This window comes from Salinarchaeum laminariae (genome assembly GCF_023204835.1).
In the GTDB taxonomy this organism is placed as follows: Archaea; Halobacteriota; Halobacteria; order Halobacteriales; family Salinarchaeaceae; genus Salinarchaeum; species Salinarchaeum laminariae.
The window spans coordinates 2016250-2030148 of sequence record NZ_CP096270.1 but is presented as its reverse complement, the minus strand read 5'-3'; the positions used below and the strand labels follow the sequence as shown (position 1 = coordinate 2030148).

The following is a 13899-nucleotide window of genomic DNA, read 5'->3' as shown; positions in this document are numbered from 1 at the left end:
AATCGCGTGGTCAGACACGTGATTGTTCGATCCGCTCGCAGCTACTGGTCGGCCAGCGGCGCGTCGAGCTAGAGCGGTTCGACCAGATTCCGGAGCGCTGCGGCGGGGTCCTCGGCCTTCGCGACGCCGCTTGCGAGCAGAACTCCCGTTGCACCGAGATCACCTGCAGCGACGACGTCGTCGCCAGTCGAGATTCCGGCGCCGCAGTAGACGTCCACGTCGGGATCGACGTCGGCGGCAGCGGCGACCGCGCCTTCGACGACGTCCGGGTCGGCCTGGCTGACCGGCGTTCCGGTGCCGATGAGCGCCGGCGGTTCGACGGCCACGGCGTCGGGCCCGAGTGCCGCCGCGGCGGCGACCTGCTCGGGGTTGTTCGCACACGCGACGACGTCGAGATCTGCGCGTTCGGCCGCCTGGATACCGGCGTCGAGATTAGCGAGCGTCAGTCGACGCTCCGAGTGGTTGAGGAGCGTTCCCTCCGCGCCGGCTGCGGCGACCGACTCCGCAAGCGTCGAGCCAGTGTTCGAGCCGTGCTCGACCGGACTGACGTGCTGGGCCCAGGTCTCGACGCCGGTCTCCGCGACTGCACGTAGGTCGGCCGCCTGTGGCGCGATGGCGATCCGGGCATCGGCGTCGTCGGCGACGTCCGCGGCGGCCGTCGCGATCTGGACTGGATCACAGTCGTAGGCCTTCAGATTGACGAGGACGAACATACACGAACTGGCGGTCGGGAGCGGGAAATAGGTTCGTGATGCTGAGCGGACGAAGCGCTCGCTACCGAACGATGTGGTCGGTGATATCTTCGCGAATGATCGTCTCGCAGTAGACACAGCGAACGCCGTTGTCGAGCACCTCGAACGTCGTGTCGACTGGCTCGTCGCCCGCCGTGATGCAGTCGTGGTTCGGGCAGGCGAGCACGCCCGTCACGGACTCCGGGCGGTCGAGTCGTTTCTTGTCGACGACCTCGTAATCACGGATGATGTTGATCGTCGCGTCCGGCGCGATCAGGCTGAGGACGTCGACTTCGTCCTGGCTGAGCTCGCGGTCCTCGACCTTGACGACGTCCTTGCGGCCGAGGTCGTCGCTCTCGACGTTCATCCCGATCGAGACCGTCTCGCCACCGGTACCGTCGATGCCCAGCACTGCGAGGACGTTCAGCGACTCGCCGCCGGGCACGTGGTCGATGACGGTCCCGTTCTGGATCTTGGAGATCCGGAGTTCGCGCTCGCTCATCGCGCGTCACCTCCAATTGCGCCGACGTCGGCGTCCTCGAGCAACAGATCGAGCAGCGCCATCCTGACCGGCACGCCGTTGTGAGCCTGCTGAAAGTAGTTGGCGTGCTCGGTGTCGTCGATCTCCGGTGCGATCTCGTCGACGCGGGGCAGTGGATGAAGCACTGCGAGATCGTCGTCGGCTGCCTCCAGCGTCTCCGAGTCGATTCGGTACTCGCCGGCGACCTGTCGGTACTCGTTCTCGTCGGGGAACCGCTCGCGCTGGATGCGGGTGACGTATAGCACGTCGAGTGACGGCAATACCTCCTCGAGTTCGGTGTGCTCCCGGACCTGCGCGCCGGCCTCGTGGAGGTCGTAGCGCACGCCGCGAGGAAGCTGGAGGCTCTCGGGGCTGATGAAATGTTGGCGGGCGTCGAAGGTCGTCAGCGCGTGGGCCAAAGAGTGGACCGTACGGCCGTACTTCAGATCGCCCATGATGCCGATCGTGAGGTCGTCGAGCCCGTGAGCCTCCCGGATCGTAAAGAGGTCCAGTAGCGTCTGTGTCGGGTGGTGGCCCGCGCCGTCGCCCGCGTTGAGCAGCGGAACGTCGACGAACTCCGAGGCCATCTTGGCTGCGCCCTGTCTGGGGTGGCGAAGGACGAGCGCGTCGGCGTACCCCTCGATCACCCGGATAGTGTCCGCGAGGCTCTCGCCCTTCTTGACGCTCGAGGACTCGACGGAGCCCATGTCGACGACGTCGCCGCCGAGGCGCTTGATCGCCGCTTCGAAGCTCATCTTGGTGCGCGTGCTCGGCTCGAAGAAGCAGAGTCCGAGCAGGGCACCGGCGTGACGGTCCGCGACTGCCGACGGATCCGCCGCGATCTCGGCGGCGCGGTCGAGGACCTCCTCGACGTCCCCCCGCGAGAGCTGTCTGGCGGTGAGCACGTGGTCGTGACGCATTGGCTGATTGGGAGTGCCGGGAGCCCTTGAATGCACAGGGTCGGCCCGGATGAATGGCGGTAGTTGTCACAGCCCGTCTGGCCATCCAACCGAGGGCACAACGACGAACCCCAATCCAGGAAGCTGGACTAACCGGACGGAAGAACAGCCGAATCGAACGATTCGAGGGAGAGTACGGGCGAAAAGAGCGGAGTAGTCAGGCGCCGATGACGCCCCAGAGCGGGTCGACGATGAACCGGAGCGACTTGTAGCTGATGTAGATCGCTGCGACGGCCCAGGCGGCCAGCGCACCCTTGGGGAGTTCGAGGGAGCGATCCGTCCGTGCCTCTGCCAGGCGCGACTCGAACTCGAAGTAGTCGGTGATGATGATACCGACGACGAGGAAGAGGACGATCGCCCCCGCCTCCAGCCGAACCGTCGTGTAGTAGACCGCCGCGAGGAATAGGAGGACGTTCGAGAGCGTGTGGGGCGCGAACCGCTCGACTGCCTCCGCTCCATCTTCCTCGTTCTGTCGAACGTGTCGCCGGTGACCGATCCACCGGGTCACGGCGTTGAACAACACGAGTGCCAGAAGTACGTACGCCGCGTGGGGATAGAGGAGATCCAGCGGCCCAAAGATCGAGGTCGGATCCATGTTCGAGCAAAGGACGGGCGACCCATTAGTGTCTTTCCAATCTCGGGTGGGCGCATGCGAGGATCCGCGCTAACAGGGCCAGGTACAGGGACGAACTGCCGTTCGTGACAGTCACCGAGGGTCGCGAACGCTCTCCTCGACGACGAGTACCCCCAGTTTGCCGGCTGGAGTGAGCGACACTTCGACGTCGCGACCGACTGTCGTGAGCACCGCGCCGTCGGCCTCGACGGTGACGTCGGCCTCGTCACGCTGGACGCACACCGACACCCGTTCGTGCGGGACGACCCAGCGGTCTCGATCAGTTCGAAACGGCGCCACGGGGACGATCGCGAGTCCGGTACCCGGCTCGAGCAACGGGCCGTCGCCAGCGGCGGCGTAGGTGTAGCTTCCCGCTGGCGTCGCGATCACGACGCCGTCAGCCCGGACCGTGTCGAGCGCGCCGGCCCGCTCGTGCTCGATAGCGAACTCGGAGATGCGAGCAGGCTCGGCCGTGATCATCGTCACCTCGCGGAACGCCGTGGCGTACACCTCGTCGTCGACGGCGACCTCGAGCATCGGAGCCTCCTGCTCGGTGGTATCGTTCGCGACGATGGCTTCGACCGCAGCTGCGAGATCGGCGCGTGGGACGCTCGGCAGTCCACAGTCTACACCGACCGGGAGCACCGGAACGGCCGGCTGCCGACGTGCAATCGCGCGCAGCGCCGACGGGCCGACGGTGACGATCGCGGCGAGATCCTCGGGGAGCTCTGCGGGGGAGTCCACGGCGCACGGGACGGCGCCAGCGGCCTCGATCACTGTGCCAAGTTGCTCCCGGTCCGGCGTCTCGGCCGTCGCCGACACGCCGAGAACAGGAGCATCCTCCGTCATAGCGCCCGCTTCGTACTCACCGGTTATATGCGCCGTGGACCGACCGTCGGCAGGTCCGATCCTCGGTACCTGACCGTCAGGACGCTCGTCGTGTCGTGATCGACCGACGACCAGTCCGCTCGCTCGGCCGTCGTGGACTGACCGACGGCACTCGCTCGATCCGTGTGGCCCGAACACCAGCACGGTCAACCGATCGGCGCTAACTGACCGACGGGGCTCTTGATCGTAGAGTCATCGGTCGATTTTCACCGATCTACGGGCGCGCCCGCGTGTCTGAACCTTTTTGCACCTCCCTGCTCCACTGGCGAGTATGCGGGAGACCCTCGCCGAATGGCGGCCCGACGTCGACGAAGCCATCGAGGAGGTCCTCCCACGGGAAATCGACGAAGCCTATCTCGAGGAGTACTTCGGCGAACCCTCCTACAGCTACGACCCCCAGGCGATCCAGACTGCACTGGCAGACCCGATCTGGGATCTGCTCGATCGGGGCGGAAAGCGCTGGCGCGCCGTACTCTTTCTCGTGCTCGTCGACGCCTTCGGCGAGGAGCCAGAGAACTACCTTCCCTACGCGACGATCCCCGAGATCCTCCACAACGGAACGATCATCGTCGACGACGTCGAGGACGGTGCCTCGATGCGCCGCGGTGCGCCCGCACTTCACCACGAGTTCGGGCAGGATATCGCTCTCAACGCCGGCAACGCGATGTACTTCATCCCACTGAAGATCGTCACCCACGATCCGGGTGAGCTGGGTAGCGACACGCGTCTGCAGGCTTACGAGATGCTGATGCACGAGCTCAACCGGACCCACCTCGGCCAGGGGATGGACATCTGCTGGCACAACGAACAGGAGATCCGCATCGACGAGGAGGAGTATCTCGAGATGTGCGCGTGCAAGACCGGCTGCCTGGGGCGCATCGTGGCCCGACTCGCAGCGATCGTCACCGAGCAAGACGACGAAACCGAGCGCGCCGTCGCGCAGTACGCGGAGAAGGTGTCCGTGGCCTTCCAGATCGGTGACGACATTCTCGACGTGGAGCACTCGCTCGGCGAGGCCGGCGAGTTCGGCAAGGAGTTCGGCAACGACGTCCGCGAAGGGAAGAAGACGCTGATGGCGATCCACGCGATCGAGCACGCGCCCGAAGAGGAGGCCGACCGGCTGGCCGAAATTCTGGCCGCCGACGCCAACACCGACGACGAGATCCTCGAGGCGATCGAGATCCTCCAGTCTGCGAACAGCGTCGAGTTCGCACGCGATACTGCACTCGAACTCGCTGCGGACGCTCGCGGACAGCTGGACGACCTCGACCTCGCTGAGGGTCCCGAGTCCGACCTCCGCGCATTCACCGAGTTCGTCGTCGAGCGGGACGTCTAACCGCGGTTCGGCGGCGGGCCACGTGCGACGCGGGTAGATGCTTCGAACCGAAACCGACTTTCGCGGACTGCCCGGAGTACTCATCGACATGGATCCGGGGACCGTCGCAGTGTGCCCGCTCCCGCGGGGTGGCCGCCTGTGAGTAGCGACCGCAGGGTCCTCGGCGCCGTCGTTGCGAGCACCTTCTTCGTCGGCTTCGGTGGCGGCGTCGTCTTTCCCATCCTCCCAAATCTCGGAGCAGTCCTCGGGATCACACCGTTTCTCGTCGGCATCATTCTGAGCGCCAATCGGTTCGTCCGCCTCGTCGCCAACGCGCCAGCAGGCGCTCTCGTCGACCGGATCGGCACACGGACGCCGTTCGTCGTCGGGCTAGCCATCGAGGGCATCGCCACCGCCGGCTACGTGCTCGCGCTCCGGATGGACGCGGCCGGACCGGTGATCCTCGGCGGCATCGATCTTACCGGCGCTGAGTGGTGGTTCATTCTCGCGCGCGTCTGCTGGGGGCTGGGAAGTGCGCTGGTCTTCGCCACGGCCTATACCATCGCGACGGACGTCTCCTCCGGCGGCTCGCGCGGGATGGACATGGGAATCGTTCGCGGCGGAATCGTGCTGGGGTTCCCCGCGGGGCTCGTCCTCGGCGGCGTCGTCAGCGAACTGGCGAGCGTGCAGGCCGCCTTCTGGGTCGCCGCCACGTTCGCGCTGTTCGCGAGCGTCCTCGCCTATCTCACGGTCCCCGAGACCCACGTCGAGACCGAACGCGATACCGTCAAACCCTGGGACGTCGATACGGCGATTCCGACGCTGACCGTCGGCGCTGTCAACTTCGCGGTCCTGTTCGCCTACATCGGCGCGCTGTTCGCGACGCTGGTGCTCTTCCTCGACGCGATCGACGTCGGCGTCCTCGGACTGAACGCCCAGGGATCCTCCGGCGCCTACATGGCCATCACAGTGCTCGCAGCCGCAGCGTGTATGCTGGGCGGCGGCAAGGCCAGTGACGTGCTCGACTCGCGTGTGCCGATCCTGCTCGGGTTCCTCGGCGTCTCAGTCGTCGGTTTCCTCCTGCTCGCGGCCGTGGACACCGGTGCCACCGACGAGATCCTCTCCCCGGCCATCGCCCTCGGCGTCGCGTGCGTTCTGGTCGGCGCTGGCCAGGGTGGGGTCAGCGGGCCGATGACTGCATTGCTGGCGGATCTCACGCCCACTGAGCGGACCGGCCGTGCGATGGGAACGAACAACGTCTTTGGCGACATCGGCGGCGGGCTCGGCCCGCTGATCTCCCTACCGCTGGTCGACGTGATCGGGTTCGGCGGCATCTACGCTGCCTGTGCCCTGCTCCCGGCACTCGCGGGAGTCGCGTTGCTCGCTGGCGTCTACGTGGAGACCGGCTCGATTCGGCCGGGAACCGGTAACGCCGCGAGGCCGGAGCCAGATTCGACCGACTGATCGGAGTTCTGGACCAATTGACCGCGTTGCAGCGGCGGCGGTGCTCGGAGTGAAGACCGGAGAGGGAGGAGAGATCGGTAAAAGAAACAGAGAGTCTGTGTGAGGGGTCTGCGCCTGAATCGAGTGAACGCAGGTGGAACTCTAGCTCCCGCTGGAGTTCGTGGTGTTGCCGTCGTCCGTGGTGTTCCCGTCAGTCGTGTTGCCGCCAGTGCTCCCGCCGCCATCGGACGTGTTGCCGCCGTCAGTGGTGGTGTTCCCTCCGTCAGTCGTGTTTCCGCCAGTGGTACCGTTGCCATCGGTCGTATTACCACCGTCAGTTCCCCCCGAGCCGTCGGATTCGATCTTCTGGTAGCTAACCTCAGTCTCGGTCGCGACGGGCTTGAACAGGTAGGAACCGTTGCCGCGCCGGACCGGCGTGAAGTCGGCCAGGAAGGTGGTTCGGTACCCTTCTCGCACGTCGAAGGATTGGTTGAACTTCAGCGGTGCGTTGCCGGGCGTATCCACCTCGGCCTCGCTACCGTCGGTGAGGGTGCCACTGATGCCTGCGATGTCCAGCTGGAGGAACTGGTAGGTAGCGACCTCGAGTTCGTGTTCGCCGACCAGCTGCTGGGCGTCGCCCTGGAGCTGCGTGAGGTCGGCCTCCTGGGGCTCGTCGAACCCGTAGTAGGTTCGACCGCCGGAGTCGTCCTCGGAGTCGTCGGCGTCGGATTCCTCGGCCTCGTTCTCTCCGTCCGTTTCATCGTCGTCATCGTCTGCGCCGCCGTCCTCGTCGTCAGTGTCGTCTGCGTCGTCGCTGTCGGGATCGTCGTCGGTCTCGTTGCTCTGGGATCCCGACGCGGTGTCGCCGCTTGAGCTGTTTCCGTTGCCGCTCGCCTGCTCGGGCGGTCCGTTCCCTTCGTCGTCCTGTTCGGTCGTGTTCCCGCCGTCACCGTCGTCCGTCTCCTCGCCGTCCTCATCGGTGGACTCGGTGTCGCTCTCATCGTCGCCGGAGTCCGTCTTTGGACCGACCCAGATGCCGTCGAGCGTCACGATACACGACTCGAAATCGCCGATGTCGCCGGGATCGTCCGAGACCGCTGTCGAGAGAAGCCCGGTACTCGACCCGCTACCGTCGTTCGAGGAGTCGGAGTCCGAGCCTGGAATTCTGTCCGCACAGCCAGCGAGTCCGGCCGTAGCGCCCGCGGCGAGGGCACCAGTGAGGCGGAGATACTCGCGGCGGTCGACCAGCGTATCGGGCGTACTATCGTTTGGTTGCATGTGTAGAGGTCAAGGGAACACAGATACATCAACCGGGTCGGCCGACGCACCGAATTCAGGACGGTTAACGCCAGTTTTGCCGGATTAAACGGTTCGAAACGGTCGGCAGTCGTGCGACGGATCGGTTCTGCGTGCTGAAAACTGGATACGCGGACGCGTCGGTATCGAAGCCACTGGCCAGTACCCCGTCGAGATACTCCGTCGGCTGTCTCGGCCGGGGACAGAAATGGAACGTAAAAACTGGACGGGGAGAACGAAACGGAGGCGGGAGAACTGAAAATGAAAGACGCTTCGCCGCGTTCGAACCGCCCGCTCTACTCGACGCGAGCGATCAGGTCGAGGATCGTTCCCTTCTCCTGAACGCCGACGAGCTGTTCGGCCTGCTCACCGTCGGCGAACACGATGAGGGTCGGGACGCTCCGGACGCCGTAGGACTGCGCAATCTCCTGTAGCTGGTCGATGTCCAGCTTCGCGACGGCCGCTTCGCTCTCGGCGGCGACGTCCTCGACGATCGGCTCGAGCATGTCACAGGGACCACACCAGTCGGCGTAGAAGTCGACGAGTACGACGTCGTAGGTGTCGAGGAGCTCCTCGAAGTGGGCGTCGTCCTCCACGTGGATCGGCTCGGCGGGCGTGCTGGCGCCCTCGTCCCCCGGCGTTGATTCGATCTCGGCGTCTTCGGTGTTACTCATCGGTCCATCGTACGTGCCTGTACGGAAAAACACTGACGCTGGACGACCCTCGGGGTGCACGACCGCACGGAGCAGCTCAGATCCGCACTGGCCGGGAGAACGGGACCGTGCCGGAACCGACCAGCGAACCGAACTGACCGCGAACGACGTGTTCCCAGCACCACCGGTCCGAAACGCTTAGTGGGGGCGCCTCCCCATCCCCAGCCATGATGGACGTTCTGCCGCTCGTCTTCGGGTTCGGACGCCAGGAGCTCATCGCCAACGCCGGAATCGCAGGCGGCATCGCGATGGCACTGGCCGTCCTCGCGATGATCGTCGTCTCGGTGCTCCCGGCATTCTCCGAATCCTGGGCCGATCGCCTCGGAACGAGCAATACGACGCCGACGGGCCCGGATCCAAAAGAGGTCATCCCTGGTCGAGAGGAGCCGATCTCGGCGCCGAGTGCGCTACAGTCGGGCGGCGGCGCCACTGGCGACGACGCCGCGGGCGGGGAGACTGCGGTTCCCGAGCCCGAAACTGCGGGCACAGACGACGGCGACGCCGAGGCGGCCGACGGCGACGACACCGACGGCGACAGCGCCGGCCGCGCCGAAGAGGCCCGAACCAACGCCGCCGACGAGCGATCCGACGAAGAGTAACTCTGCTGCGGGGCTGCTGTACCCGTAGTTCTACCGCACCGATAGTACGTACGCGGCCTCAGCTGAAGAACTGCAAGAGCTCCTCTCGCTTTTGCTCACGGAGGTGTTCGCCGACGGCGTCGGTCATCGGACCGATCGAACCGCGTTTGGCCGTGATCGGCGCGATGGTGTCCTGCCACTGCTGCCAGGGCGGGTGGAGCCCGAGCCGCTCGGCGATGGCGTCGAGCGTCTCGTCTCGATCGTCGGCCTTGTCCATCTTGTTGACGGCGACGACGGTCGGAATTCCGAGCTCCTGCAGAAAGCCGAACAGCTCGACGTCGTGGGGGATCTCCCCGCGACCCTGGTGGCGGTCGATGATCTCGACGGCGCTGTTGGCGTCGAGGACGAGAATGCCGACGAGGATCGAGTCGGCGTACGTCTCGAGATACTGCACGATGGCGGTCTTGATCTCCTCCCGACGTGACTCCTCGACGCCCTCCATGAAGCCAAAGCCCGGGAGATCGGTGAGAACGAAATCCGGACCGGTCCAGTCGTAGTGGTTCGCGGCCTGGGTGACACCCGGCCGACGGCCGGTGTCGACGCTGTGGCCGGTGAGTTCGCGCATGAGCGTCGATTTCCCGACGTTCGATCGCCCGAGCAGTACGACCTCGGCCGACCGATCTGGACGCTCCTCGATCATGGCTGCTACGAGGGAGTCGACGCTGATAGCCTCCGTGGTTCCACACGAACTGCGTCGACCCCACCGCGATGCAGGGGGTTTTTCGCGGCGCAGTTCGATGACGGCGCTGTGCGACTCGTCCAGGTCACGATCCCGACCGGCAAGCGGCAGGCGGTCACCGACGCGCTCGACGACGAGGGCGTCGACTACGTGCTCTCAGACGAGACGAGCGGTCGCGAGTACGCAGCCGTCGCGCACTTTCCGCTGCCAGCGAGCGCGGTCGAGCCGATTCTCGAACGGCTCCGTTCGGCTGGCCTGGACGAAGACTCCTACACGATCGTCGTCGAGGCGAACACGGTCGTCTCACGGAAGTTCGACGAACTCGAAGAGCAGTACGCAGAGGACACGGACGAGGACCGAATCGCGAGACAGGAGCTCCGGTCGGCCGCGAACGACCTCATCCCGGCGAGGCGGAACTACCTCGTGTTGACGGTCGTGAGCGCGATCGTCGCGACCGCCGGCCTCCTGCTCGACTCGCCGGCGACCGTCGTGGGCTCGATGGTAATCGCGCCATTGGTTGGCCCGGCACTCGCCGCGAGCGTCGGCACCGTGATCGACGATCACGAGATGCGCACGCGAGGCGTGATCTATCAGGTCATGGGGATTGTCGCTGCCGTGACCAGCGCGGCCGCCTTCGCCTTCTTCGTCCAGGCGACGAACCTCGTTCCCCCCGGGCTCGACGTGCTCGCCGTCGAAGAGATACGGGAGCGACTCGCGCCGGACTTCCTCTCACTGGCAATCGCACTCGGCGCGGGCGTCGCTGGCGCGCTGTCACTGTCGACCGGCGTCTCCGCGGCCCTCGTGGGCGTCATGATCGCGGTCGCGTTGATTCCGCCGGCCGCTGTCGTCGGGATCGGCATCGCGTGGGGACAGCCGACGCTCGCGATGGGATCTGCTGTGCTCGTCCTCGTGAACGTCCTCTCGATCAACCTCGCTGCGCTCGCGGTCCTCTGGTACCAGGGGTACAGGCCGGAGCAGTGGTTCCGGGCACGAGACGTCCGGACGATGACCCTGACGCGGATCGCCCTGCTTGCCGGCGTCATCGTCGTTCTCTCGGTGTTCCTCGGTGCGGTGACGTTCGCCGGCTATCAGGGCGCGGTCGCCGAGCAGAAGATCACGGACACGGCCGATTCGACGGTGTCGGAGTACGAACAGCTCACGCTGTTGAGCGTCGACGTCGAGGGGAACCAGAATCCGCTCCGTGGAACGCCTGAACGGGCGGTGATCACGATCGGAAAGCCGGCTGACGCGCCACCGCCACAGATCGCCTCGACGTTGCGCCAACGGATTCGCGATCGGCTGGGCGAAGACGTTGCCGTCGAGGTGCGGTATCTCGAGTTCCAGACCGCGGGCCAGGAACGCTAACCGTCCGGTCGACGGCCGGCAGAGAGCAAACGATCGTGCCGATTGCACCGAAACGCCAGCCAGGTCGGTAACGACGTCAGTGACTCCTTTCGTCCAGAGATACGGTCGCCAGTACAACCCCCGATCGACAGAACCGTCCTCAGCCGTCGTAGGGAAGCTCCGGTTCGAACCCAATCCGCTCCACCGCGTCGTCGATCAGTGCGTCGAGCCCGTCGTTCTCCGTGACGCTGACGTAGTGGTCGGCGTCGACCTCCTCGGAAAGGTCGGCCTTGTTGCAGACGGTGAGGACGGGGACGCCAAACTCTGCTTCGAGGTCGTCCCGGAGCGCGAGCTGGTCCTCGAGGGGGTAGCCACAGGACTCGGAGGCGTCCACGAAGACCAGCACGCAGTCCGAGAGATGCTCGAGCGCGCTGACGGCCTGGCTCTCGATGTCGTTGCGGTCCTCAGCAGGTCGGTCGAGCAGCCCCGGGGTGTCGACGAGCTGGTAGCGAACGTGGTCGCGCTCCAGGTGACCGACGCCGATTCCCGTCGTCGTAAACGGGTAGGACGCCGTCTCGTTGCGGGCTCGCGTGACACCGTTGACGAAGGAGGATTTGCCGACGTTGGGGTAGCCAGCGACGACGATCGTTGGCTCGTCGGGGAGCAGCTCTGGCAGGTCTCGGAGCTGCTCGCGAGCGTTCCGAACGAGCGTGAGGTCGTCGTCGACCTGTTCGACGACGTCGGCGAGTCGCGCGAACGCCTGCTTGCGATGTTTGCGCGAAGCGTCACCACCTTTCGCGACGCGGGACTGGTACTCGTCGCGTAGCTCCGTCGCCTTCCGGCTCGCCCAGCCGACCTGTGAGAGCGCCTGTCGGAGCGCGTCGATACCGGCCGTTTCCGTCTCGTTGCCCTCGCCGTCTCGCGTCACGCGGACGATGCCGTTGCCAGCGAGCACCGCGTCGGCGAGCTCGTAGTAGAAGGGGTCCATCTGGTCGAAGTCCGGCCAGCCCTTCACCACGTTCTGGAGGTTGTCTCCGATCACGTTCGCCGCTGTCTGGAGCATCGAGAGCTGGGCGTCGACGCCGGATTTCGCCCGGCCAGCTCTGGCCGCCCGGGAGAACGCCTGGTCCTCGAGCTCCTCGGCGGTGGGCGTCCCGGGGAGCCCCTCGAATATCATGGGCCACGGTACCCGGCGAGCACCCAAAAGGCCACGCATCCGTGCTCGCGGCCCGAACGGCCACCAGTGAACGCAATCGGAGTCGAGGGAGTGATCGGGGTCGGCAGGATGCGACCGAAGTCGCTCCGCTCCCACGGACAGCTTTAGGCGTCAGCGATGGGTAGACGATCACAATGCGACGACGTCATCTCCTGGCTGGGATCGCGGGGACCGCCGGGGCGGTGGGGGTCGTGGGCGCCGGCTCTCTATTGACCCAACAGAGCTCTGGGTCGTACGGACCGATCGGCTCCGTCGACGTCGATGGTGCACGAGAGCTGGTGACCAGCACCGACGGCACCGTGGCCTATCTCGCCGTCGACGACGGCATCGCGACCGTCGACCTCTCTTCGCCGTCGGCACCGACGATCCTTGCCGAGCGCCGCGGGCTGCTCGCCGACGAGGCGAACGGGCCGCTCGAACTGCTCTGGGACATCTCCGTCGACGGCGATCGACTGCTCGCGGCTGGGCCTGCAAATGGGCTCGCGGACTCCTCACTCCACGCTGCGCTTCTGTTCGACGTCGGCGATCCCGCAGATCCCCAGCTCCTCGACGCACACCGGACCGCCTCTCCGATTCACAACTGCCACCTCGAGGACGGCACTGCCTATCTCACCTCCTACAGCGAGAGTGGCAACGCGCTCATACTGCTGAACGCGAGCGACGAGCAGCTGGACGAGGTCGGTCGGTGGTCGCCACTCGACGTCGATCCAACCTGGGGTGACGTTCCGATCGCGCTCTGGCAGCTCCACGACGTCGCCGTCCAGAACGGCGTCGCCTATCTCCCATACTGGGACGCTGGAACCTACCTCGTCGACGTGAGCGACCCTGCCGATCCGGCCCATCTCGGCCACATCGGCGGCCAGGATCCAGCCACCCTTACTGCGGATAGCATGTTCGAACTCCAGGTGAATCTGCTCACCCTACCCGGCAACAGTCACTTCGCAGAGCCGGACGAGTCCGGCGACCTCCTGGCCGTCGGTCGAGAGGCGTGGGCCGTCGACGTCGGCGACTGCGTTCGTGGCACGTCCGGAGGGATCGACCTCTACGACGCGAGCGATCCGACCGACGTCGGCCACCTCGCGACGATCGATCCGCCACAGTCCGCTACACCCACCCGGAGCGGGCAGTTCACCACGGCGCACAACTTCGAGCTCCGGGACGATCGTCTCTACTCGTCGTGGTATTTCGGCGGCGTGAAAGTCCACGACGTCAGCGATCCGCGATCGCCCGACCAGCTCGCGTGGTGGCGCGATCCAGCGGTAGCCTGTTTCTGGACGGCTCGAAGCGCCGTTCCCGGGGAGCAATTCGTCGCCAGTAGCGCCGGGGACGCCGGCGGCTTCGACGACTCGATTCAGGGGCGCGTCTACGTCTTCCCAGACCGCGCCGGCAATCAGTCGAACCCGCCGGATCTGACCGAGCCTCCCGCAGGTGCCGATCCGCTCCCCGAGTGTTGAGCAGCTCTGGCCGTCACTGAACGACACCCGACCGAAGCCGTCCACAGGTGGTTCGCGTCAGTGAGGCCGTCAACAGGGGTTGACTGGAAG

14 protein-coding genes are annotated in these 13899 nt (G+C 66.0%); 5 read left to right on the top strand and 9 right to left on the bottom strand.

The window, feature by feature from the left end:
* Positions 1–68 precede the first annotated feature (68 nt).
* From tpiA to MXF70_RS09455, 5 genes are all read right to left on the bottom strand, one after another.
* Positions 69–713, bottom strand: coding sequence for a triose-phosphate isomerase (tpiA, locus tag MXF70_RS09475; protein WP_248515390.1), 645 nt, complete (start codon positions 711–713; stop codon positions 69–71).
* A 61-nt stretch (positions 714–774) separates the two neighbouring features.
* Positions 775–1233 (bottom strand): aspartate carbamoyltransferase regulatory subunit, encoded by a 459-nt coding sequence (gene pyrI, locus MXF70_RS09470; RefSeq protein WP_248515388.1) that lies wholly within the window; start codon positions 1231–1233, stop codon positions 775–777.
* Positions 1230–2171, bottom strand: a complete 942-nt coding sequence (gene pyrB, locus MXF70_RS09465) for an aspartate carbamoyltransferase (RefSeq protein ID WP_248515387.1) — start codon at positions 2169–2171, stop codon at positions 1230–1232. Before pyrB ends, pyrI begins: the two co-directional genes overlap by 4 nt.
* Positions 2172–2367: 196 nt before the next feature.
* The gene (locus MXF70_RS09460; protein WP_248515386.1) at positions 2368–2805 is read right to left on the bottom strand and encodes a DUF7313 family protein; all 438 of its coding nucleotides are present in this window, start codon (positions 2803–2805) and stop codon (positions 2368–2370) included.
* Positions 2806–2916: 111 nt separating this feature from the next.
* Positions 2917–3672, bottom strand: a complete 756-nt coding sequence (locus MXF70_RS09455; RefSeq protein ID WP_248515385.1) for an NAD(+)/NADH kinase — start codon at positions 3670–3672, stop codon at positions 2917–2919.
* A 310-nt stretch (positions 3673–3982) separates the two neighbouring features.
* Between MXF70_RS09455 and MXF70_RS09450 the strand changes: the two genes are divergently transcribed.
* Both MXF70_RS09450 and MXF70_RS09445 read left to right on the top strand, forming a co-directional pair.
* The gene (locus tag MXF70_RS09450) at positions 3983–5047 is read left to right on the top strand and encodes a polyprenyl synthetase family protein (RefSeq protein ID WP_248515384.1); all 1065 of its coding nucleotides are present in this window, start codon (positions 3983–3985) and stop codon (positions 5045–5047) included.
* 138 nt (positions 5048–5185) lie between these two features.
* Entirely contained in the window at positions 5186–6490 is a 1305-nt protein-coding gene (locus tag MXF70_RS09445; protein WP_259370344.1) for an MFS transporter, read from the top strand.
* 141 nt (positions 6491–6631) lie between these two features.
* Here MXF70_RS09445 and MXF70_RS09440 read toward each other — a convergent pair whose 3' ends face one another.
* Complete coding sequence (locus MXF70_RS09440; protein ID WP_248515382.1) at positions 6632–7747, bottom strand: DUF4382 domain-containing protein; 1116 nt, start codon at positions 7745–7747, stop codon at positions 6632–6634.
* Between the two features lie 314 nt (positions 7748–8061).
* The gene (gene trxA, locus MXF70_RS09435) at positions 8062–8439 is read right to left on the bottom strand and encodes a thioredoxin (RefSeq protein WP_248515380.1); all 378 of its coding nucleotides are present in this window, start codon (positions 8437–8439) and stop codon (positions 8062–8064) included.
* Positions 8440–8645: 206 nt separating this feature from the next.
* On the opposite strand from trxA, the gene MXF70_RS09430 reads away from it, so the two are divergent.
* Positions 8646–9077 carry a hypothetical protein gene (locus MXF70_RS09430; RefSeq protein WP_248515379.1) on the top strand — a complete coding sequence of 144 codons (432 nt, stop codon included), beginning with the start codon at positions 8646–8648 and terminating at the stop codon, positions 9075–9077.
* Between the two features lie 58 nt (positions 9078–9135).
* On the opposite strand, the gene engB is transcribed toward MXF70_RS09430, so the two are convergent.
* Positions 9136–9756 (bottom strand): GTP-binding protein EngB, encoded by a 621-nt coding sequence (gene engB, locus MXF70_RS09425; RefSeq protein ID WP_248515378.1) that lies wholly within the window; start codon positions 9754–9756, stop codon positions 9136–9138.
* Positions 9757–9864: 108 nt separating this feature from the next.
* On the opposite strand from engB, the gene MXF70_RS09420 reads away from it, so the two are divergent.
* The gene (locus MXF70_RS09420) at positions 9865–11160 is read left to right on the top strand and encodes a TIGR00341 family protein (protein WP_248515377.1); all 1296 of its coding nucleotides are present in this window, start codon (positions 9865–9867) and stop codon (positions 11158–11160) included.
* A 139-nt stretch (positions 11161–11299) separates the two neighbouring features.
* On the opposite strand, the gene MXF70_RS09415 is transcribed toward MXF70_RS09420, so the two are convergent.
* Positions 11300–12316 (bottom strand): NOG1 family protein, encoded by a 1017-nt coding sequence (locus tag MXF70_RS09415; protein ID WP_248515376.1) that lies wholly within the window; start codon positions 12314–12316, stop codon positions 11300–11302.
* 173 nt (positions 12317–12489) lie between these two features.
* Here MXF70_RS09415 and MXF70_RS09410 point away from each other — a divergent pair, with 173 nt between their 5' ends.
* The gene (locus tag MXF70_RS09410) at positions 12490–13809 is read left to right on the top strand and encodes an LVIVD repeat-containing protein (protein WP_248515374.1); all 1320 of its coding nucleotides are present in this window, start codon (positions 12490–12492) and stop codon (positions 13807–13809) included.
* Positions 13810–13899 lie beyond the last annotated feature (90 nt).